This is a genomic window from Stenotrophomonas maltophilia (genome assembly GCF_047782825.1).
Classification (GTDB): Bacteria; Pseudomonadota; Gammaproteobacteria; order Xanthomonadales; family Xanthomonadaceae; genus Stenotrophomonas.
On record NZ_CP180589.1, the window covers coordinates 2,798,916 to 2,819,276 of the forward strand.

The window sequence follows — 20,361 nt, forward strand, 5'->3', positions numbered from 1 at the left end:
TAGACGCTCTTGGACGGACTCTCTGCCAACCAAATTCTCGGCGCACGGCAGCGGGGCCCGCATCAGGCGGCTATCGGCGCGCCGACTCCTGCATTCCGGTACTGCATGCATTTCCGCACTGTTCATTGCGCTCACAGCCTGCACGCCCTCGGCTGGCACAACGGCCAGTGGAGCGGACCTCACGCCGGTTGCGGGGCAGCCACCGAGCGAAGCGGCGCCATCTCAGCCGCTAGACCCAGCCACTTTGCAACAGCGCCTCGTGGCCTACGCGGCCTCGCTACGTGAGACAACCGACGCTTCGGAAGATGCGTTCAGCAAGGCCATGAAGATCACGCTAACGCCATTCGAACCGGGGCGTGCGGGTGGCAAGGCTGAAGATCAACCGATGACTGATGGCTACGCGTTCTATGCCAACTATGACGGTCTGGCGGGCGGCATGAAGGTGCCCTATCACGGCGTTTCCGTTTTCAGACCCGGCGGGAAGCCACTTACCGATGACCCGCACGCTCCCTGCTTCTGGACTTCCTCAGCCGCAGGACAAGCGCTGACGGAAAGCGGTTACACGCTTGGCGGAGAACGCGCGTTCCAGAGAGGACGCCTGCAGCAGTATCGCCGTGCATCATCCGATGGCAGCACGGTGTTCTATGCGGATCTGCTGACCTACGTTGCAGGTGGTACGGCTGCGGAGTCGTGCGTTTATGAAGTGCGGTTCGCAGGAGACTTGCCATGAAGGCAGTTGATGCGCGCGTAGAGCCCTTGCTCAGTAATCTTTCCAAGGACCCTCGGCTACCGAAGGGCGCGGAGGAGGTCATCCGCCAGTCCATAGTCGAATCTCCCTATCTGCATGCGCTTCTGGGTAACGCTGCTGAAGAGAAGCAGATTGGGGCGATCAAGGTCTCTCATGGCGAACACAACGGCGGCCATTATGAAGCAGGCAAGGATGGCCAACCCGGTACCGTCTACATCAGCGCCACAAATTTCACCAGATGGAGTGGAAGCGCACGCTTAGGCTTAGTTACCGAAGTGCTGGGCCACGAGGGCATGCATGGCGTTCTGACTCCCTATCGCGATGATGCGCTCTCACAGTTCACGCATGCCTATGGTGCTGCGATGACCCAGGCATATCGAAATTTTGACGAGCGTGTTGACGTAACGGCGGAGGTACGAGCGTATTTGGACTGGGGTCGAAAGGAGGAGGCGATGGCCGAGATCAGCGGCCTGCGCGCCCTCAACAGTCGCAACAAAAACTTCTCGCCCGATGCATCAGATGCTGAGCTGGAGCAGCTTCTCGCTCAAAATTCCACCTCGCGCTGCATCGACCGATCTGGCCACGCTCCCCGGCTAGCCGCTGGCATCAGCTACGAAGATTTGAGTACGCTGCCCCATAAGGACGGGCCTCGGCTAACTCCTGCAGTTGAAAGATGCTTCTATGACGGCGCCGGAACCTTGGGCCGCAATGGAGATTCGGACTACCGAAACTACTACGGCACTTCACCTATTTCCTCGATTGCGCAGGGCTACGAAGCCCTTTGGCAGGGTAGGCCCCCCGCCGAGATCCGGGTAGATCTACGTGAGCTTGGGCTGGACCCACGTCAACTTGAGCGCAACGGCCTGGATCTTGGCAACGCGAAAGTGTTTCCGATCATCGACCTGGGCAAGGACGGATATGGCCGGATCGAGTTGAACAACACCGATAGCCTGACGCGGCTTCCAGGGGAGAAGGCTGATCGTGTTGCAGACAATGCGACACACACCTCGCGCTTACTGAGTGTCGGCGATCAGGCATTGTTTGACCAGATCCGTGGCAAGGTCGAGATTTTAGATAGGGCCAATGGCCGCGCGTTCGACGAAACCAGTGAGCGTCTTTCGGCCAGTCTGTTGGCTGCCGCCAAAGACGCCGGAATCACGCGCGCCGACCACGTCCTGCTGAGCAAACAAACTGACAACTTACCTGCTGCGCAGAACATCTTTGTGGTCCAGGGCGACCTAGCCAACCCGGCCGCTATCCGCACGCATATGGCGACCGCAGAGGCTGCGCAGCGGCCGGTGGAGGAGAGCATGGGGATGGTTGAGGCAATCGGACATCGACAGGCAAGGGAGCAGGCCGTGGACATGCAGCGTGTGCAGGAACAGCAGCAGCGTGTTTCCCCGCCTTCGATGTAGAGGGGTTGGCTACTCGACTCCGAGTCAACGCTTGAGCGATGACCCGCTGGTTCGGAGCAGGTCCGAACGGTGCGCCTGGTAGAGCGCTACAACAACTCCCATTGCAACCAGAACCCAGTAAAAGAACGAAACCTGTGTGACTATTTGTTGGGCTGCTATGCGGACTTGCCGCCGCGCGACGCGGCGCTTGCGTTTGGCTATGATTACGATCTAGAACGGGACGATGCTCTGTGGCCGCGACTTGGCTTGGAGCGCAAAAGCTAGTTAGCGACGCGCATGCCTATTTCGGCATAGGCCTGCTTGGGGAGCTCCTGTTGCACATGCGGATCCCACGCACCAGGCATCACCAGCAGACCGCGTTCCAGATCAAATGGCAGAACCCAAAGCTGCAATTCAGGGCTGAAGTCGAACGCCGGCAAAGGCTGTGCGAAGCCAGCGTGCTGCGGATAGACCAGTGCCATCTGCCCCGCCCCACCCAGGTAGCGTTGTCCGTAGGCGAACATCTGGTAGAAGTCGGATTGCTTGAGCCCGTACTTCTCCCGCGCGTCGCCAGCCGTCGCGTCGAGTACTTTCCACTTCGTGTCCAGGACACGCAGTTCATCGCCGCGGCGTAGCAAGAAGTCCGGGATTAAATTGAACCAGCTCGCTTCGCCATGGCGGCACAGGTACTCCGACGCCGCACCGCCAACCCGCCACTCCGGTGCGAATTGGCGAGCGAGACAAACACCCACGTAGCGCTCAAACAGCCGCTCCATAGGGAACATCATGCTGGGGCTGCGCCAATCGCCTGCGAGCGCCAGCGGGCTTTGCCCCGACAGAACTAGCTCACACAGGGGGCGAACGTCGCGATAGTGGGCCATCAGCCGGTCGGCAACCCAGGCGCGTAGGTCGCTGGCAACCTGAGTGCTTCGTGGCACGCTTGCCATACGCGTGGAAAGTTCCTGCGCCAATCGCCAGGTCCCAGCATTACGCGTACGCGCACACACGCGATCCAGGGCGACGCGCAGAAGGCGGTTCTCCGGGCGGTCCTCACTAAACACATCGTGCTCGATGTTGAATACGTGGGCGCGGGTGGGCGATTGACGGAGCTGGCGCGACATGTCCAGTCGGCCGCGCAAGAACAGCTGCTCCTCCCGAACACGGGTGTAGTCGAAGCGAAGCCCCCGCTTCAGCAATTCATCCAGCGCGGAGACGAATCGCCCCATGACCCACTCATTCAACGGCGTGTCGAACAGGGTCACATCGGCCGGACTGCCTTCCCTCGGCGGGATGTCCAGGACAGTGCACAGCATGCGCCGCAGGAGCCGTCGGGCGCCGAGCGCATCGTCCGCATGTGCAACGTGCTTCGGCAGTACCTCCAGCGTAGTGCCGTCGGGACATTCCATTACGCCTACGTACTGATCCAGACGGAGCCAGCGTGCGCCGTCTCGCTGCATGAGCGCCGCTCCGCCAGCGCGCAAGCATTCGAACTCGCCACATAGCCAATCAAAGGATGCCTGCGGCAGGAAGGCGGCATCTAGCCCCTCCTGCCGCGGGCCACCTTCTGACACGCCAATGCGCGCGTACTCGCGAACGGTCAGCACGGCCATCGATCAATCTGCCTGACCGACGAGGATTCCCTTGTAGCTGGCCGCCTGCTCGAATGCCGCCTCATGGATGTACCAATTGGCCGTGTCCGGGGCGAGCTGGACTTCGGGCGCGAACAGTCGGTTCAACTGCAGCTCGCGCTGGCGCAGAAAACGCTCGGCATGAGGCTTAGCGTCATCGTTCAGGACCCAAGAAATGCGGCGCCAGTCTTCGAAGAAGTACTCCTGCAGCAGAGGCAGGATACGGAGGCGGAACGCATCGGCAAGCGCAGGAAGGTCCTTGGCGCCCATCAAGTAGGCATGGCCGATCAGATGATCCCGGCCCAGCAGCACCTCAATGCGGCTGTTTAGCGTGCTTAACAGTTCGCCCACAGGAACACCTTCGACACTCCAATCGAGTAGCTCCGGCTGCGGCGGCATCTCAATGAAGCGGAAGCGTCGACGCAACGCCACGTCCATTGCAGCAAGCGAGCGGTCCGCCGTGTTCATCGTCCCGATGAGGTGCAAGTTCGCCGGCACAGCGAACTTCTGCTTGGAGTACGGCAAGCAAACCGACAGCGCCTCGTCCATGCCTTGACGCTTGCTTGGTTCGATGAGGGTAATGAGCTCACCGAAGATGCGCGCGATATTGCCGCGGTTGATCTCGTCGATGATCAGGACGTAAGGCAGGTCGCTGTGCTGGGCATCGATGCAGAGCTCGAGGAAGACACCGTTCTCGACGCCATACTCGAGGGCACCACTCTCGCCGGCACGAGCCTTGAGTCCTTCCACGAAATCTTCGTAGGCGAAGCTCTGATGGAAGGTGACAAAGCGGATGCGCCCTTCATCGTGTAGCGCGTCGAAGCGACGCTTCAGCGTGGCGCGCGCGGCGGCCCCCTGCCCCTTTATCGCGGCCAGGAGTTCCGGATCAAGGATCTCTAGTGCCTTGTCCACTACACCATAGGTCTTACCGGTACCGGGCGGGCCGAAGAGAATGGTATTGGAAGGAGCGTGAATCACGGGCATGTCGTCGTCCTGTTCCACAGCTTCATCTTCTTGTTCCTCAGCCTCGGCTCCATCGCCTTGCTCATAGGCGATGGCCACCCAGAGGAAGGACTGAACATCGATCATGTCTGCGGGCGGCCACCCGTCTTCCGTTAGACGTGCTGCCAGTCGAGAGGACAGCGCACGGATGCGCTCCCACTCCTCACCGGTCATGCCGCCTTTGCGGAAGTCGAAGGTCGGATCGAGCAGACCCAGCGCACGGCGCATCTGGCCAGTCTTGATGAAGAAGTAGCGCGTCGAATCCTTGAGAGTGAGCAACAGGCTTGAGAGCGAGCGTTGGCCAGCTGGCTGCAGCGGTGGGCTTAGCTTGGATGAGGATTCATTAAAGGCATCCAGCGCAGTGTCGCCGCCTTGCCCTGAAAGCAGTGAAAGGACAGCGCTGCCCAGCGCCGCGCGATCGCCCTCCGGCAAGTCGGCCAGCTGCGCAACGATTCGCCAGCCGACGACGTTCTGAGGTTGCGGATTCTCAGCGCCAACACGGACTTTAAGCAGCCTGGTCAATGCAGACCAGACTTCTTCTGGCTGCCCGCTACCGAGCGCTGGGAGCATGATCGCGTGGTAATGCTCTACCAAGTGCCGCTTGTAGCTGGTTTCCCGCAGCAGGCGCTGGTCATCAGAGAAGCCGCTGAAGCCAGGGAATTTTGCGAGGAAGCGCTCACGCAGACGTGCGTAGCCGAGCTCGAACGTATCTCGGCCGTCCTTGCGTGCTTCGATTCGGTACTGCCCACTCGTCTCTTGGACAATGAGCAGCGAGTCGCCGGCGACCACGCCAAGACGCCTAAAGGCAGGCGCAACCCTTGCACGGATTCGAGCGGAGCCTGGTCCGCTGGCGCGCAGATCGGAGGTGACCTGGTAGCCATCGGGAAACGTGAAGGTCGCCTCTCGGCCTGAAGCTGCATCTGGGCGGCCGAGCATGGCTGCATCGAAGCCTGGCCAATTGGGGTCCACTGAGATGTAGCCGTTGCGTATGGCACCATCTGTGAGCACCACTTCGTATGTGGGCTGGCTAGTCAGTACGGCAGGCCTGGAGCTAGGAAAGGTTTGAGCAATCGCCGGCGGCAGAATCTTCCTGGTGCCTCCCCTAAGCCGCACTTGGCGTGCGGAGAAGTCATCCGAGGAGACACTTGGCCGCCACTCCAGGAGCTCAGCCACGCTGTCGCCGTGGCCACTCCCAATATCGACCGCACCAAACAGGCACGTAACGGGGTGTTCGCCATCCATTGCCACGAAGTCGAGCCTCCCGCAGTAGACGAAGGGAGCGGCACTCGATGTGCCACGGACCTTTGCTCTCAGTCGGGCGAACAGATAGGTGGGCGAGCCGCAGGAGATCCTAAGGATGATGGGAGACGATTGCCTGTTCCGATTCTGGCTCTCCCAATAGAATTCAGTGCCGTCGAAGACATCGAGATAGCTTACCCCCAACCCTTTCTCGAGCGTAACAAATAGCACCACAGCATTCTCGAGCTCTAGGATACCGTCCGCCCAAGCGGAGCCATAGACTTCGGAAGGAATTGGCAAACCACCGAGCTGTGCAACATCCTGCCTTGAGTACTCAGAGCCGACCACGAATTTCTCTAAAGTAATCGGCGAGTTGATGCGTCCCATGCGCAGCTCTTAAAAGTAAGTACGGCACCATCATAATTGAAGCGAGCCGTTTGCGTCACCACCCTTCCTCTATGATCAGCTGCTTTGAAGCCCAGGTGATATTTTCGATGAAGGAGATGCCGGGGATCTAGATAATGGGCGAAGCTATCAAACGTGGTATTTTCTGGTGCAGGCCGGCGTTGGCGTTGGCGCTTGACATCATCCACCAGAGGATAGCCGTGGCTGCCAGCTGGCGGTGCGACCTGACCACGGCGGAGATCGAGAGATCGGTCGAGAATGGCAAGCGCGGCATTGAGGACGCCTGCAAGCCAAGCCCGAAGATGTGCACGAGCCGTGCGAGCGCCAACGGCGGGACGTGCGGAGGGCCTGCGGTGAGGCAATGCCTGGGAGCCGCTCCCGAACAAAGCTGGCACCCGCTACTGGGAAAGACGAGAACTGATGTTCTCGCTCTTGGTGGTTTTTAGAGCCGAGGGTGTTGCCATTTCGATGATCAAACGTTGCAAGTGATGCGGCGCGGCATCTCGGACGCCCCCCAGAAAAAGTAAGGAAAAACGTTCGAACGAGCTCGATTTTAAGCTGGCGGAGGCCGTCAATTATATGATAGATGTCGAGCCATCTTGCCGCTACCGAACTGCGGCTCCGTTGCTAGGTGTGAACAGGATTCCGTCCAGCGGATCTTTCAGCTCGATCGCTGCAGGTACGTAGCCGCGCTCTCGGTCCCCGACCGCGTATCGAAGCTGACGATTCTCATGATGAAGGGGCGGATCAGCAATGGGTCACCGAGCGGTGCTGGGGCGGAAACGCTCGCTGGCTGACGACGTCTTTTGGTGGCGATCGTCTTTAGCCCTCGACAGCCGCTTGGCTGGCACTGGTCGCAGACGGGCAAGACCAGGTCCGTTCGGCCGCGCTGAAGCGCGCGCTCATCATCATGCCGCCGCCTATGCGTAACCTGATCGCATGACATGAGGAGAGAACTGCCGGTGATTACGTGATCCTTTGACGCTCTGTCGGCGGATGGCAAGGCACCCAGCCAAGCGCTCGGCGCCGACTGACTCCTGGTGTACTATCTTGATAGTCATCCGCATCCATCCATCTCCATGCCTCGCCTCTGGTTATCCCGAGCAGCGCGCCACCACACATCTAAGGGTTCCCGTCGCGAGTCAGCAGATGCAATGCAGGATGATGCGCTCAGAAGGCCAAGTAACCGCGCATCTACAGCGCCCAGGCATCATTACTGGCCTAGGCCCAATAAGCTCTATTGGAATAGTCGCTGACCTCATGGACAGCAATCGTTTCTTCTAGGATTTCTTCTTATTTCACTGAAAGGATGATCTCGATGTGCGCTGCAGCTGCACACATTTTGCAGGGAACGGTGAGCCGGCGTGCACTCGCATTTAAAAAATACTTCAATCGAAGCCTATAGGACCCAGATGCTAGTCATGGAATGGCTAAAGCCAGCTCTCTCGGCTCTAATTATGATAATCGAATTGATTGCCGACCTAGGCACCATTACAGCAACCGTAATTGCTGCGATAGTATTCTTTAAAAACGGCCCAGAGATAAAGTCATTAATTAAGACTCTTAATAATTTCGCCCATAGAGACAGCATGTCAGAGCTGAGAATCAAGATTGAGCTTCTTGCGAGCACAAAGGGAGCAGAGCCAGCAAGTTCTATCGAAATAGCCAGCCTGTTCCTAGAAATTTGCGGACAGATCGACGGAAGCCCATTTCTCCGGGAAGAGCTGAGCGACATATCTTCTCGCATGAGAAATGCAGCATCGGGACGAAAGATTATTTCAGAGCCCCAGAAACGCGCGATGTTAAGTGAATTAAGGGAGATGGTGAGACACTTAGATTACGCGAACTTTGGGGATTCAGTGAAGTCTGCCAGCGAGATGAAACGATGAAAATAGTAGCAGCAGTTAACGCAATGGTTTCCAGGCCAGACCTTATTGGAACGTCGATCATGGGGATGTCCCCCAGCGAATTTTTCTTTCTTTATAATGAAAAATTCAAATGGTCCATACTTGAAACTAACGATGATTTAGCAATTTTTCTTTATACAGGCCCAGAGACTATTGAAGATCTCGCGAAAATTGAGGGCAACGAGTACCCGGAAGCCTGGGATCACATTCAGTTTGTTCGATACTCAACTCGAGAGATTGGAACCAAAGAGGCTTTCGAAACCTTCTCTGACTTGTTGAAAATTGTTAAGGAAAAACGATTTGGCGTAGGGGATGCACTGGATGAAATCATAATGACTGCCGAATGGCAGAAGAACTAAGTAATAATTAGGAAAGCGCGCACCCGGCGGATGCTGGCAGTGTATTTCTGCCAAGCAAGATCAAGGAGCGAACAATGCAAAACGGCGAAGCAACAGAACTAGACGATGACATTGAGTTTAAATTGGATAGCTCGCTAGTATCCGAAAAAGTACTTGTGGAAGTTTCGGAGTGGAAGCTTGAAGCGAGAAATGAGGACAACAGTAGATACTTCTTCCATGTCAAGGAAGTTGCATCCATTGAGGATGGCAAGCGCGCGTACGTCATCGGAAGAAAGGGATCCGGTAAAACTGCAATTTCCGAGTACATTGGCGGGATTCAGGATCACGACACCTTCTCAGAGAAACTCACATTTAAGAACTTTCCGTTCAACGATTTGTACGGCCTAAATAACAGCAGCTTTGCACAACCAAACCAGTATATAACGCTGTGGAAATACCTTATTTACAGCACCATCTGTCAGATGATGCTTAGAAATCAAGCAATATCTCGCGCCGCCCGAGATAGCATTGAGAAGGTATTTGGAACTTCGGAATTAACCCTGGATCGAAGAATAGGAAAATGGACTGCGAGTGATTTTGAAATATCCGCTCTGTCCGTTAGCCTTAAGGTTAGCGGCTCTGGAAGATCTACGAATGAAACGCCAAGCTGGATCACAAGAGTAGATATCCTTGAGGATTTCATTCATCAGAACATCGACAACTCAAGATATTTCGTAATATTCGATGAGCTTGATGAAGATTACTCTTTGATCGCCGAATCCGCAAAATTCGAAAGCTACACTGCTCTTCTGACAAGTCTTTTTAAGGCTGTGCAGGATGTGAAAGCTCGATTTAAACAGCCTAGCTTCCGCGTGAACCCCATTGTTTTTCTGCGAGACGACATCTATTCGCTGATGGATGACTCAGATAAGAATAAATGGAGCGACTTTAAGATAGATTTGTTCTGGGATGAGCAGAAGGCGCGGGATGTAGTTGCATTTCGCCTCACCCGCGCGCTTGACCCGTCGGCCGCACACCCCCTCCCCTTCGAGGAAATCTGGCCGAAATTTATCGGCGCTCCGACAATGCCCTACGGGACACGTCAGCGAAACAGGATGGATACGTTCAGCTACATGGCGCGATCCACGTACCTAAGGCCCAGAGATTTCGTTAAGTATCTGCAGGAGTGCGCGGCAAGAGCCGTCGCCACTCATCAAGGGCGAATCACTTCAGACATCATAAAAAGCGTAGACACTGCTTTTTCGTCCTACCTTAAGGACGAACTGAGAGACGAGATATTCGCGATCCTCCCCACAATTAGGCAGATTTTTGATGCCATGACAGAGGTCGGAAAATGGAATTTCTCATATTCAGATTTTGAGCTTGCGTATCGGTCCGTGGTCGACCCAGATGCGAGCAGAAGCAACATAAATTTCTGCCTGCAAGTTCTCTTCATATTTAGCGTAATCGGAACTGCACTTAATCATAGCTATTTTGTATTTAAATATACGCACAAGGACGCACAAATGAACTACAAGAACAAAATCGTGGTTCATCGCGGCCTATTTAAGGCGCTTCAGATCGTCTGAACAATTCGCGCTGGAGCGACTCATTGCGGCGGCAATCTTCCAACTAGCGTAACGGCAAAACCAGCGGAAGCTCGCGATTAGTATCGCGAAAGTGAAAAAAGGAAAGGCGGCCTTTAGCCGCCTTTCCCCGTCAGTCAATCACGAGATCAAACCCCAACAGGGTTAGCCTTCTCCGGATCAATCTTGTACTGCTTGATCGCCCGGGCCACATCCTTCGGCGTCATCTTCCCGTCCTTCGCCAGCGCCGCAATCGCGGCATGCGCGATGTAGTACCGGTCAACCTCGAAGAAGCGACGCAGGTTCGCACGCGTATCCGAACGACCGAAGCCATCCGTACCCAGCACCGTGTAGCTCATCGGCACGAACGCACGGATCTGGTCCGCATACGCGCGCACGTAGTCGGTGGCGGCAATCGCCGGGCCCTGGCGGCCTTCCAGCAGCTCGGTCACGTAGGCCTTGCGCTGTTCGCCTTCCGGGTGGAAGCGGTTGGCACGCTCGGCATCGAAGCCATCGCGGCGCAGCTCGTTGAAGCTCGGGCAGGACCAGATATCGGCGGTCACGCCGAAATCCTTGTCCAGCAGCTCGGCGGCGGCAATCACTTCACGCAGAATGGTGCCCGAACCCAGCAGCTGCACGCGCAGGTCGCCCTTCTTCGGCTTGCCGGCGTCGGTCAGCAGGTACATGCCCTTCACGATGCCTTCGGCTGCACCTTCCGGCATTTCCGGGTGGGTGTAGTTTTCGTTCATCAGGGTCAGGTAGTAGTACTCGTCTACCTGGTCTTCCATCATGGCCTTGGTGCCGTGCTGCAGGATCACCGTCACTTCGAAGCCGAAGGTGGGGTCGTAGCTGCGCACGTTGGGAATGCCGCCAGCCACCAGGTGGCTGAAGCCGTCTTCGTGCTGCAGGCCTTCACCGTTCAGCGTGGTGCGGCCGGCGGTGCCGCCCAGCAGGAAGCCGCGGGTACGCATGTCCGCTGCCTGCCAGGCAATGTCGCCCACGCGCTGGAAGCCGAACATCGAGTAGTAGATGTAGAACGGCAGCATCGGCACGTTGCTGACCGAGTAGCTGGTACCGGCGGCCATCCACGAGCTGATGGCGCCCGGCTCGCTGATGCCCTGCTGCAGCACCTGGCCGCTCTGGTCTTCGCGGTAGAACATCAGCTGGTCGGCGTCGACCGGCTTGTACTTCTGGCCGAACGGCGCGTAGATGCCGATCTGGCGGAACAGGCCTTCCATGCCGAAGGTACGGGCTTCGTCGGCCACGATCGGCACGATGTGCGGGCCCAGTTCCTTGTCGCGCAGGGTGATGTTCAGGCTCTGCACGAAGGCCATGGTGGTGGAATAGCTGCGCTCGCCGCTGCTCTTCAGCAGGCGCTCGTAGGTTTCCAGCTTCGGTGCGTTGAAGCTCTTGTCGGCCTTGCGGCGGCGCTGCGGCAGGTAACCGCCCAGGGCGCTGCGGCGCTCCTGCAGGTACTGCACTTCCGGCGAATCCGGGCCCGGGTGGTAGAACGGCACCTGGCCATCGGCCAGCTGCGCGTCGGTCACCGGAATGTTGAAGCGGTCGCGGAAGTGGCGCACCGCTTCGTCGTCCAGCTTCTTGGTCTGGTGGGTCGGGTTCAGTGCCTCACCGGCGCTGCCCATGCCGTAACCCTTCACGGTCTTGGCCAGGATGACGGTCGGCATGCCCTTGGTGCTCACAGCCTGGTGGTAGGCGGCGTACACCTTGTGCGGGTCGTGGCCACCACGGTTCAGGCGCCAGATGTCGTCGTCGGAAAGACCGGCCACCATCGCAGCGGTTTCCGGGTACTTGCCGAAGAAATGCTCGCGGGTATACGCGCCGCCGAAGGCCTTGCAGTTCTGGTATTCGCCGTCGACGGTTTCCATCATCAGCTTCTTCAGGACGCCATTGGTGTCCTTGGCCAGCAGGGCATCCCAGTAACCGCCCCACAGCAGCTTGATGACATTCCAGCCGCCGCCACGGAACACGCCTTCCAGTTCCTGGATGATCTTGCCGTTGCCGCGCACCGGGCCGTCCAGGCGCTGCAGGTTGCAGTTCACCACGAAGATCAGGTTGTCCAGGCCTTCACGGCCGGCCAGCGCGATGGCGCCCAGGGTTTCCGGTTCGTCGCTTTCGCCATCGCCAATGAAGCACCACACCTTGCGGTCGGACTTCTCGATCAGGCCACGGTTTTCCAGGTAGCGCATGAACTGCGCCTGGTAGATGGCGGCCAGCGGGCCCAGGCCCATCGACACGGTGGGGGTCTGCCAGAAGTCCGGCATCAGCCACGGGTGCGGGTAGGACGACAGGCCACCGCCGTCCACTTCCATGCGGAATTTGTCCAGCTGTTCTTCATTGATGCGGCCTTCCAGGAAGGCGCGCGCGTAGATGCCCGGGGCGCTGTGGCCCTGGATGAACAGCAGGTCGCCCGGGTGGTTGTCGCTGGGGGCGCGCCAGAAGTGGTTGAAGCCCACGTCGTACAGGGTGGCGCCCGAAGCGAAGGAGGCGATGTGGCCGCCCAGGTCTCCCGGCTTGCGGTTGGCACGCACGACGGTGGCCATCGCGTTCCAACGGATGATCGAGCGGATGCGCCATTCCAGTTCCGCGTTGCCGGGGCTCTTGGCTTCCAGCTGCGGATCGATGGTGTTGACGTATTCGGTCGTGGGAGAGAACGGCAGGTAGGCGCCCGAACGACGGGTCAGTTCCACCATGCCTTCCAACAGCTGATGCGCGCGCTCGGGGCCCTCGACATCAATGACGGCCTTCAACGACTCGATCCACTCCTGGGTCTCTACAGGATTGGTGTCGTTGTTCAGCACTTCGTTCAACCAGTTCATTAGCGCTCCCATTACCGCACGCACGCGCGCGACTGTTGTATAGATTTCTAGACCGCAAAGTGTAGCGCACCAAGGGCTTTCGTCACTTGGCTACGCTGCCGTATGGAGGGTTGCAGCCAGTGTCCGCAAGGGCTGTCCCGGGCCAGTGGTCGGCGGGACAAGCGCCCGCAAGCACCTGTTTCTGCGGTGGCAGGCACCGCGCCAGCTGTCGTTTCCGGCCTGCTGGGTGCATGTGCAGGACGCAGTGTTACTGCTGCGGATGACCGTAGTAGGGCAACCCGGCACCGTGTAAGGCATCTCTGACCGGGCGGCGATGAACCCTGCGGCAACGTGTCGCGTGTGGCTCTGGACGCTGGTGGGGCCCGCTGCGCACGGTGGCGGTGCGCAGGCCCCTTCCCGCGGTTTACCGCCCGTCTGCCAGCCCCGTGTACCGGGGCACCCCGCAGCCGCTGTTGCGTGGCCCGGAATGGATGCCGGGCCACGCAATGGTGGCCTGCAGCGCGCGCACGCCCTGCCCTGAACCCTTGCCCCGCCTCGCCTGTGGCCGGATTCGCACATGGGTCTGGCCCAAAACCGTACTTGTCCGGTTCTGCTTATCGATATATCGTTTGCGCACTCGTTACCGATATATCGATATGAGCCGTACAGCCTCCCCCCGGGCGCGCAGCGACGATGCTGCCGCCGTCCCCCGCCGCAACGGCCAGCCGCGCGTGCTGAGCCGGGGCGACCTGCGCCTGCTGGTGTTGGCGCTGATTGGCGAACAGCCGCGCCACGGCTACGAACTGATCCAGCACATCAGCGGCTTGTTCATGCAGGCCTACACCCCCAGCGCCGGCACCATGTACCCGCTGCTGGCCAGCTTCGAGCAGGCCGGCTGGGTGGAATCGGAAGAGGTGGAGGGCCGGCGGGTGTTCCGCATCACCACCGCCGGCGAATTCGAACTGAAGGTGCAGCGCACCCAGGTGCGGCTGGCCCAGCGCCGCGCCTTCGACCGTGCCCGCGAGATCACCAAGGCATCGCTGCCGCCGCCGCTGGCCGCTGCCCTGCGCGAGTTCAAGCAGGCACTGGTGCGCCACCACGGGCGCTGGCGCGAGGGCGAGGCCGAAGCCGTGGCTGCCCAGCTGTCGCGTGCGTCTGCGCTGCTGAACGGCACGCTGGGCGATGCCGCGCCCCCTGTTATCCCGACCGAGCCAGACTGAATCCCGCCAGGTCGTTCCCCCACACCGCGCGCCTGCTGCGCGCCTACCTGCACAGGTACTGCAATGACCGAACATGAAAACACGCGCCTGCGCCTGGACGTGCGCTTCCGCCACCTGACCGTGCTGCGCACCGAAACCATTACCCCGCACATGCGCCGGGTGGTGCTGGGCGGCGAGGACCTGGCCGGCTTCGATTCGCCCGGCCCGGATGACCACATCAAGCTGTTCTTCCCCAACAGCAGCGGCGAAATGGTGCTACCGGTGATGACCGCCGAAGGCCCGCGCTACCCCGAGGGCAAGGAACATTCGGTGGCGCGCGATTACACCCCGCGCTGGTGGGACCACGAAGCAGGCGAGCTGGCCATCGACTTCGTGCTGCACGACCAGGGCATTGCCGGGCCGTGGGCCGAGCGCGCGAAGCCGGGCGACACGTTGTCCATTGGCGGCCCGCGCGGTTCGTTCGTGGTGGCCGATGACTACGACGCCTACGTGCTGATGGGCGATGAAACCGCGCTGCCGGCCATTGCCCGCTGGCTGGACGTGCTGCCCGATGGCGCGGAAGTGCAGGCGTATATTGAAGTGAGCGACGAGGACGAGCGCCAGGACCTGCCGCAGTACGAAAACGTGCGCATCCACTGGCTGGAGCGCAACGGCTTCCCGGCGGCCAGCAGCACGCTGCTGGAAGACATGCTGACCGACTTCGAGGCACCGGACGGTGACACGTTCTACTGGATCGCCACCGAATCGCGCCGCGCGCGGATGATGCGCAAGTTCATTGAAGGCCACCTGGGCGTGCCGCGCGACTGGATCCGCTCGACCGGCTACTGGAAGGCCCACCCGGACGAAACCGACGGCGATTGAAGCCCTCGATTCTGTAGAGCCGAGCCTACGCTCGGCTGCTTCACCGGAAAGCCGAGCATGGGCTCGGCTCTACAGGGGCGGTGTTGCCCGCCGCACCCACCCGAACCGGTGAGCGGCCCAGATTTCCAGCGCCACCAGCAGCACGATCACCAGCCACGGCAGCAGCAGCCCGAAGTACACCCCGGGCATCATGCCGTTGATCTGCGCCTTCACCAGCCGCACCACACCGCGGGTGTGCAGCAGTTCTTCCACCTGCATGGTCAGCGCCTCGCGCACCACCTTGGGCTCCACGCCCACCACGCCGGCCTTGTCCACCAGGGTGTCTTCCACCAGGCCGCGCAGCACGCCTTCGCGCACCTTGCCGATGACCCACGCGCTTCCGCGCGCCACCACGCCATCCCCCAGGCGTTCAACCACCGGCAACGGGTGCGCTTCCAGGTAGGCCGACGCCACGGCATTGGCCACGTCCCCCACCGTGCCCTGGCGGTGCAGCGCTTCGCGCATGCGCGGGTCGTCCAGCGAATCGGCGAAGCCGCGGCCCCAGCTGCCCACCAGGGTCTGCAGGTGCGGCTGGAAGTGGTCCATCTGCTTGAGCAACGCGCGGTGCCCGCCGCCGGTAAAGCCCAGCTGCAGGCCGAAGAACGCGGTGCCCAGCGGCAGCAGCACCACGTAGGTGGCCAGCAGCCAGTGGTGCCAGCGCCGCTGCCGCCGCAGCCACCCGCGCCGGTGCGCGGCGTACCACAGGCCCAGGCCGATACCGAGCCCCAGCAGCGTACCCAGCACGCTGCCTGCAACCAGGTCGAGCACGCTCAGGCCCGCCCAGAATTCGTTCAACCAGTACTGCGCTTCCTGCATGCTGTTCCTTCCGTGGGGTGAACCAGCGGCCCATTGTAGGGCTGAGCCCATGCTCGGCTGTTCTCTGCCACAATCGCGCTCCTTTCCCGCACCTGTGAGGCCCACCATGGGCAAACTGACCCTGGCCGGCATCGACAAGCTGCGCACCCGCTTCAGCGATGACGCCGCCTGCGATGCGGCGCTGGCCGCCTTCGCCGACCCGGCTGCCCTGCGCGCGCCGCTGCGCGAGCTGCTGGAGGCCGAGCATCGCTTCCTGCAGGCCGAATTCGAAGTGGCCCAGGTGGCCGACGTGCTGCGCCGCGACCAGAAGTACGCGCCGGTGGGCCGCCCGTCGGTGCACATCGTGCAGCTGCGCAAGCAGCAGGCGGCGACCAAGCAGGCCGCGCTGATCGCCCGCAACGTGGTCGCCCAGGCCGCACAGACGTTCGTGCGCGTGAGCGGCATGGCGGTGAAGGCCAAGCAGAGCCCCAGCGATGCATGCGCCGCGTGGTTGATTGCACAGCGCTGAGCGCGCCCCCCGCACCCAAAAAAGAAGGCCCGCTTTTCAGCGGGCCTTCTGCCTTCTCACGACGAGTGAGCGGGGTGCATCAAGCCGCCGGCTTTTCGCCGGTGGCTTCGGTGGTGATGCGGATCTTCACTTCATCGCTGACGTTCGGAGCGTAGGCGCCGACGCCGAAATCGCTGCGCTTCAGGGTGGTGGTCGCGTCGAAGCCGGCGGCCGGAACCTTGGCCATCGGGTGCTCGCCACCGCCGTTGATGGTGACATCCAGGGTGACCGGCTTGGTGATGCCCTTGATGGTCAGGTCGCCGGTGACGGTCAGCTTGTTGGTGCCGGCCGCTTCAACCTTGGTGCTCTTGAAGGTGGCATCGGCGAACTTGGCGGCGTCGAAGAAATCGGCGCTCTTCAGGTGTTCGTCGAACTTGGCGGTGAAGCTGTTCAGGCCGCTCAGCGGCAGCTTCACTTCCACGGTGGACTTGGTCACGTCGGCGGCGTCGTACACCAGGGTGCCTTCCACGTTGCCGAAGTGGGCGCTGGGGTTGGAGAAGCCGAAGTGGCTCCACTGGGCCAGCACGTCGGTGTGGCTCGGGTCGAGCTTGTAGGTGCCCGAGGCGATCTGGATCGCTTCGGCGGCCGGGGCGGCAGCAGCGGCATCAGCGGCCGGGGTGGCGGCAGCCTGCTCGGTGGCAGCCGGGGCGGCGGCATCGGCGGCGGGGGCAGCGGTGTCGGCCGGCTTGGAGCAGGCGGCGATGGCCAGGGTCAGGGCCAGCGGCAGCAGCAGTTTACGGGTGGCGCTCATCTGAGGAACTCTCCGGATCGTAGGGTGGGTACAAGGTGCAGCAGGGGCCGCCAAGGCGACGGCCCGAAACCGATACAGCGACTTACGCGATGCGCGCCGCTTCGTCGAACGACAGACGCGGCAGACGGGGGAACAGGCCCGAGGGGTCACCGTACCCCAGGTTGACCAGGAAATTCGACTTGATGGTGGTGCCGGCGAAGAAGGCTTCGTCCACCTTGGCATTGTCGAAACCGGACATGGGGCCGGCATCCAGGCCCAGCGCGCGCGCGGCCAGGATCAGGTAGGCGCCCTGCAGGCTGCCATTGCGGAACGCGCCTTCGTGGCGGCCTTCGCGCGGGCCGTCGAACCAGGCCTTGGCATCGGTGTGCGGGAACAGGTACGGCAGCTTTTCGTGGAAGTCCTGGTCGAAGGCGACGATGACGGTGACCGGCGCAGCCAGGGTCTTGTCATGGTTGCCTTCGGACAGGGCCGGGGCCAGCTTGGCCTTGGCTTCGGCCGACTTCACGAACACGAAGCGCGCCGGGCTGCCGTTGGCGGCGGTGGGGCCCCACTTCACCAGCTCGTACAGAGCGTGCAGCAGGCTGTCTTCCACCGGCGTGTCGAGGAAGGCGTTCTGGGTACGGGCGGTGCGGAACAACTGGTCCAGTGCAGCAGCGTCGAGCGCGTGGGACATCGGTGGAGCTCCAGGGCGGCGAAGGGAAATCGTTGCCCGCGGGCGGCGCGGGGCGAAACGTTGAGCCGCAGTGTAGAGTGTCGCGACTGTTGCAACACCCAGCAGGGCTGAAACGAATTAATGCCAATGGTGAAACGATCGAGCGCGCCGTGGACGGTCACTGACGGCCGTGCCGGCAATGTCCGCCAGGCGGTCGCGCTGGCCTCGGCGCTGCGCCAGGGCACCCACCGCCCGCTGGTCCTGCACCCCCGTGCGCCGTGGCGCTGGGTTTCGCCGCGGCGCCTGCCCGGTGATGTGAAGGGTTATGGCGCGGCGTTCGCCGAACTGGCCGCCCAGGCGCCGGCGCTGGCCATCGGCTGTGGCCGCCAGGCTGCGGGTGCGCTGCGTGTGCTGCGTGCGCGCGGCAGCCGCACGGTACAGATCCTGGACCCGCGCCTGCCATCGCGCCATTGGGATCTGGTGGTGGTGCCCGAACACGATGCCCTGCGTGGCAGCAACGTGCTGACCCTGCTGGGCAGCCTGAACCCGGTGGACGATGACTGGCTGGCCTGGGGCCGCGCGGCCTTCGCCGGCTTCAGTACCCTGCCTGGCCCACGCACGGCGCTGCTGGTGGGCGGCCCGACGCCGCTGGCGCCGTGGGATGAAACGGCGATGGTGGGCGTATTCACGGCGCTGGCCGAGCAGGTGCGCAGCGAAGGCGGCAGCCTGCTGGCGACCACCTCGCGGCGCACGCCGCCGGCACTGGCGGAGATCCTGCGCGCGAAGTTCGCCGATCTGCCGCATGTGATCTGGGGCGACGGCGGCGATGGGGTGAACCCGTATGCGGGGCTGCTGGGCTGGGCGAACCGGGTGGTGGTATCGCCCGATTCGGTGAACCTGCTGTCCGAAGCCAGCGCCACCCGCATGCCGGTGATGGTGGCCCTGGCCGATACCGCGCAGGGCCGGCTGGCGCGCTTCCAGCAGCAGCTGCGCGAACGCGGCCGGCTGCAGCCGCACTGGCTGGACTGGCAGTACGACCGCATCGAGCCGCTGCGCGAGACCGCGCGGGTGGCCGCCGAGGTGAAGGCACGGCTGGCCCTGAAGCCGTAGAGTCGAGCTTGCTCGACTGCTGCTGCCTGGAGCAGTCGAGCAAGCTCGACTCTACGGCGACCGGCAGTCGAGCAAGCTCGACGCTACCGGTATGATCGGCGCGCGGGCCTGCCCGTGCCCAGTCGCTCCATGGAGGAATTGACGATGCGTACCCTGCCCTTCACTGCCGCCGCCCTGGCATTGGCCCTGGGCCTGCTGTCGGCCAGCCCGGCCGATGCACGGCGTGTCTACCGGATCATTGACAACCAGCAACCACCGGTGTCGCTGGCGATCTCGCCGGGTCTGGCCAACACCATGGCCGAGACCGACCAGGCCGCCGCCAACCCGCGCCCGGGCCAGCCCCCGGTGGCACCGACCCACGGCGCACCGCCGCCGATGCAGGTGCAGTCCATCGGCACCAATGTGGATGGGCAACGCGAGGTCCTGCTGCAGCAGCCCGGCCAGCCGGGCAATACGGCCGCCATCCGCTGGACCGACCAGACGGGCGATCCCTCGGTGCTGTTCCATGTGGGACAGACGGTGCAGTTCGACCCCAGCGCCTCGGATGGCGGCGGCCGTGGGCTGATGGCCCGGGACGCTGATGGGCGCCCGCTGACCCATATTCCGGAGCGTCCCGCCCCGGCACAGGACGGCTGGGGCCAGCAGTACTGAGCCAGCGCGCCTGAACGGCGGTTTTTGGCTTTGCCGCAACCCGGGGGGATAATGGGCGATTCCCTTTGTCCCCCTGGCTCGCCATGTCCGTGCGTCCTGCCCCTGTGTTTGCCCCGCTGACCCCGCGCGCGCTCGTGCTGGCGGTGTTGGCCATGGGCGCGGTGGTGCTGCTGTCCAACGTGCTGGTGCAGTACCCGATCAACGATTGGCTGACCTGGGGTGCCTTCAGCTACCCGGTGGCATTCCTGGTGAGCAACCTGATCAACCGCCGCTTCGGCCCGGGCCCGGCCCGCCGCGTGGCGTGGATCGGTTTCCTGCTGGCGGTGGTGCTGTCGGTGTGGGTGGCAACCCCGCGCATCGCCATTGCCTCGTGCTCGGCGTTCATCGTGGCCCAGCTGCTGGACATCACCGTGTTCGACCGCCTGCGCCGTGGCAGCTGGTGGCGTGCGCCGATGGTGGCGACCACCTGCAGCGCGACGGTGGATACGATGATCTTCTGGTCCATCGCATTTGTCGCTTCTGGCCTGCCGTGGGTGAGCTGGGCGGCGGGCGACCTGGCGGTGAAGCTGGCCATCGGCGTATGCCTGCTGGCCCCGTTCCGCGCGTTGCTGTGGAAGATGGCCCCGCTGCGCAGCGAAATGCGCTAGCGCG

At 61.7% G+C, this 20,361-nt stretch carries 17 protein-coding genes; 11 read left to right on the plus strand and 6 right to left on the minus strand.

All coding sequences use genetic code 11. The features are described from left to right. The first annotated feature begins 322 nt into the window (after positions 1–322). Both ACM2ZB_RS13110 and ACM2ZB_RS13115 read left to right on the plus strand, forming a co-directional pair. Positions 323–730 (plus strand): hypothetical protein, encoded by a 408-nt coding sequence (locus ACM2ZB_RS13110; RefSeq protein WP_416055766.1) that lies wholly within the window; start codon positions 323–325, stop codon positions 728–730. Continuing rightward, positions 727–2,163, plus strand: a complete 1,437-nt coding sequence (locus ACM2ZB_RS13115) for an XVIPCD domain-containing protein (RefSeq protein WP_416055767.1) — start codon at positions 727–729, stop codon at positions 2,161–2,163. Before ACM2ZB_RS13110 ends, ACM2ZB_RS13115 begins: the two co-directional genes overlap by 4 nt. Before the next feature lie 260 nt (positions 2,164–2,423). On the opposite strand, the gene ACM2ZB_RS13120 is transcribed toward ACM2ZB_RS13115, so the two are convergent. Both ACM2ZB_RS13120 and ACM2ZB_RS13125 read right to left on the minus strand, forming a co-directional pair. Further along, positions 2,424–3,752 (minus strand): McrC family protein, encoded by a 1,329-nt coding sequence (locus ACM2ZB_RS13120; protein ID WP_416055768.1) that lies wholly within the window; start codon positions 3,750–3,752, stop codon positions 2,424–2,426. Positions 3,753–3,755: 3 nt separating this feature from the next. Next, the gene (locus tag ACM2ZB_RS13125) at positions 3,756–6,398 is read right to left on the minus strand and encodes an AAA family ATPase (protein WP_416055769.1); all 2,643 of its coding nucleotides are present in this window, start codon (positions 6,396–6,398) and stop codon (positions 3,756–3,758) included. A 1,439-nt stretch (positions 6,399–7,837) separates the two neighbouring features. On the opposite strand from ACM2ZB_RS13125, the gene ACM2ZB_RS13130 reads away from it, so the two are divergent. From ACM2ZB_RS13130 to ACM2ZB_RS13140, 3 genes are all read left to right on the plus strand, one after another. Then, a complete protein-coding gene (locus ACM2ZB_RS13130) occupies positions 7,838–8,305 on the plus strand; it encodes a hypothetical protein (RefSeq protein WP_416055770.1) in 468 nt (155 codons plus the stop codon). Beyond that, on the plus strand, positions 8,302–8,682 hold the full coding sequence (locus ACM2ZB_RS13135) for a hypothetical protein (RefSeq protein WP_416055771.1): 381 nt from the start codon (positions 8,302–8,304) through the stop codon (positions 8,680–8,682). The genes ACM2ZB_RS13130 and ACM2ZB_RS13135 overlap by 4 nt, the downstream gene beginning before the upstream one ends. A gap of 74 nt (positions 8,683–8,756) precedes the next feature. Beyond that, entirely contained in the window at positions 8,757–10,250 is a 1,494-nt protein-coding gene (locus ACM2ZB_RS13140) for a P-loop ATPase, Sll1717 family (RefSeq protein ID WP_416055772.1), read from the plus strand. A gap of 146 nt (positions 10,251–10,396) precedes the next feature. Here ACM2ZB_RS13140 and aceE read toward each other — a convergent pair whose 3' ends face one another. After that, entirely contained in the window at positions 10,397–13,084 is a 2,688-nt protein-coding gene (gene aceE, locus ACM2ZB_RS13145) for a pyruvate dehydrogenase (acetyl-transferring), homodimeric type (RefSeq protein WP_416055773.1), read from the minus strand. A gap of 635 nt (positions 13,085–13,719) precedes the next feature. Between aceE and ACM2ZB_RS13150 the strand changes: the two genes are divergently transcribed. Continuing rightward, on the plus strand, positions 13,720–14,283 hold the full coding sequence (locus ACM2ZB_RS13150; protein ID WP_416055774.1) for a PadR family transcriptional regulator: 564 nt from the start codon (positions 13,720–13,722) through the stop codon (positions 14,281–14,283). 63 nt (positions 14,284–14,346) lie between these two features. Then, the gene (locus tag ACM2ZB_RS13155) at positions 14,347–15,144 is read left to right on the plus strand and encodes a siderophore-interacting protein (RefSeq protein WP_416055775.1); all 798 of its coding nucleotides are present in this window, start codon (positions 14,347–14,349) and stop codon (positions 15,142–15,144) included. Between the two features lie 69 nt (positions 15,145–15,213). Here the strand turns inward: ACM2ZB_RS13155 and ACM2ZB_RS13160 are convergent, their stop codons facing one another. Beyond that, the gene (locus ACM2ZB_RS13160; protein ID WP_416055776.1) at positions 15,214–15,999 is read right to left on the minus strand and encodes a hypothetical protein; all 786 of its coding nucleotides are present in this window, start codon (positions 15,997–15,999) and stop codon (positions 15,214–15,216) included. A gap of 106 nt (positions 16,000–16,105) precedes the next feature. On the opposite strand from ACM2ZB_RS13160, the gene ACM2ZB_RS13165 reads away from it, so the two are divergent. Further along, positions 16,106–16,507 carry a hypothetical protein gene (locus tag ACM2ZB_RS13165; protein ID WP_416055777.1) on the plus strand — a complete coding sequence of 134 codons (402 nt, stop codon included), beginning with the start codon at positions 16,106–16,108 and terminating at the stop codon, positions 16,505–16,507. Positions 16,508–16,586: 79 nt separating this feature from the next. On the opposite strand, the gene ACM2ZB_RS13170 is transcribed toward ACM2ZB_RS13165, so the two are convergent. Both ACM2ZB_RS13170 and ACM2ZB_RS13175 read right to left on the minus strand, forming a co-directional pair. After that, on the minus strand, positions 16,587–17,297 hold the full coding sequence (locus ACM2ZB_RS13170; protein WP_313439385.1) for a YceI family protein: 711 nt from the start codon (positions 17,295–17,297) through the stop codon (positions 16,587–16,589). 82 nt (positions 17,298–17,379) lie between these two features. Beyond that, entirely contained in the window at positions 17,380–17,970 is a 591-nt protein-coding gene (locus ACM2ZB_RS13175) for a malonic semialdehyde reductase (protein ID WP_313439388.1), read from the minus strand. 126 nt (positions 17,971–18,096) lie between these two features. Between ACM2ZB_RS13175 and ACM2ZB_RS13180 the strand changes: the two genes are divergently transcribed. The 3 genes from ACM2ZB_RS13180 to ACM2ZB_RS13190 all read left to right on the plus strand — a co-directional run bounded on the left by ACM2ZB_RS13180 (position 18,097) and on the right by ACM2ZB_RS13190 (position 20,357). Continuing rightward, entirely contained in the window at positions 18,097–19,059 is a 963-nt protein-coding gene (locus ACM2ZB_RS13180) for a mitochondrial fission ELM1 family protein (RefSeq protein WP_416055778.1), read from the plus strand. Between the two features lie 144 nt (positions 19,060–19,203). Then, positions 19,204–19,710: a hypothetical protein gene (locus ACM2ZB_RS13185; protein WP_416055779.1), complete on the plus strand. Its 507-nt coding sequence runs from the start codon at positions 19,204–19,206 to the stop codon at positions 19,708–19,710. Between the two features lie 83 nt (positions 19,711–19,793). After that, positions 19,794–20,357: a queuosine precursor transporter gene (locus tag ACM2ZB_RS13190; RefSeq protein WP_416055780.1), complete on the plus strand. Its 564-nt coding sequence runs from the start codon at positions 19,794–19,796 to the stop codon at positions 20,355–20,357. Positions 20,358–20,361 lie beyond the last annotated feature (4 nt).

What these genes read in the sequence shown, in the direction of transcription:
- ACM2ZB_RS13160 (WP_416055776.1), bottom strand. Translation starts at nt 15,999, where the DNA reads ATGCAGGAAGCGCAGTACTGGTTGAACGAATTCTGGGCGGGCCTGAGC.
- ACM2ZB_RS13135 (WP_416055771.1), top strand. Translation starts at nt 8,302, where the DNA reads ATGAAAATAGTAGCAGCAGTTAACGCAATGGTTTCCAGGCCAGACCTT.
- ACM2ZB_RS13165 (WP_416055777.1), top strand. Translation starts at nt 16,106, where the DNA reads ATGGGCAAACTGACCCTGGCCGGCATCGACAAGCTGCGCACCCGCTTC.
- ACM2ZB_RS13110 (WP_416055766.1), top strand. Translation starts at nt 323, where the DNA reads ATGAAGATCACGCTAACGCCATTCGAACCGGGGCGTGCGGGTGGCAAG.
- ACM2ZB_RS13150 (WP_416055774.1), top strand. Translation starts at nt 13,720, where the DNA reads ATGAGCCGTACAGCCTCCCCCCGGGCGCGCAGCGACGATGCTGCCGCC.
- ACM2ZB_RS13175 (WP_313439388.1), bottom strand. Translation starts at nt 17,970, where the DNA reads ATGTCCCACGCGCTCGACGCTGCTGCACTGGACCAGTTGTTCCGCACC.
- ACM2ZB_RS13120 (WP_416055768.1), bottom strand. Translation starts at nt 3,752, where the DNA reads ATGGCCGTGCTGACCGTTCGCGAGTACGCGCGCATTGGCGTGTCAGAA.
- ACM2ZB_RS13115 (WP_416055767.1), top strand. Translation starts at nt 727, where the DNA reads ATGAAGGCAGTTGATGCGCGCGTAGAGCCCTTGCTCAGTAATCTTTCC.
- ACM2ZB_RS13140 (WP_416055772.1), top strand. Translation starts at nt 8,757, where the DNA reads ATGCAAAACGGCGAAGCAACAGAACTAGACGATGACATTGAGTTTAAA.
- ACM2ZB_RS13130 (WP_416055770.1), top strand. Translation starts at nt 7,838, where the DNA reads ATGGAATGGCTAAAGCCAGCTCTCTCGGCTCTAATTATGATAATCGAA.
- ACM2ZB_RS13180 (WP_416055778.1), top strand. Translation starts at nt 18,097, where the DNA reads ATGGTGAAACGATCGAGCGCGCCGTGGACGGTCACTGACGGCCGTGCC.
- ACM2ZB_RS13170 (WP_313439385.1), bottom strand. Translation starts at nt 17,297, where the DNA reads ATGAGCGCCACCCGTAAACTGCTGCTGCCGCTGGCCCTGACCCTGGCC.
- ACM2ZB_RS13185 (WP_416055779.1), top strand. Translation starts at nt 19,204, where the DNA reads ATGCGTACCCTGCCCTTCACTGCCGCCGCCCTGGCATTGGCCCTGGGC.
- ACM2ZB_RS13125 (WP_416055769.1), bottom strand. Translation starts at nt 6,398, where the DNA reads ATGGGACGCATCAACTCGCCGATTACTTTAGAGAAATTCGTGGTCGGC.
- ACM2ZB_RS13155 (WP_416055775.1), top strand. Translation starts at nt 14,347, where the DNA reads ATGACCGAACATGAAAACACGCGCCTGCGCCTGGACGTGCGCTTCCGC.
- aceE (WP_416055773.1), bottom strand. Translation starts at nt 13,084, where the DNA reads ATGAACTGGTTGAACGAAGTGCTGAACAACGACACCAATCCTGTAGAG.
- ACM2ZB_RS13190 (WP_416055780.1), top strand. Translation starts at nt 19,794, where the DNA reads ATGTCCGTGCGTCCTGCCCCTGTGTTTGCCCCGCTGACCCCGCGCGCG.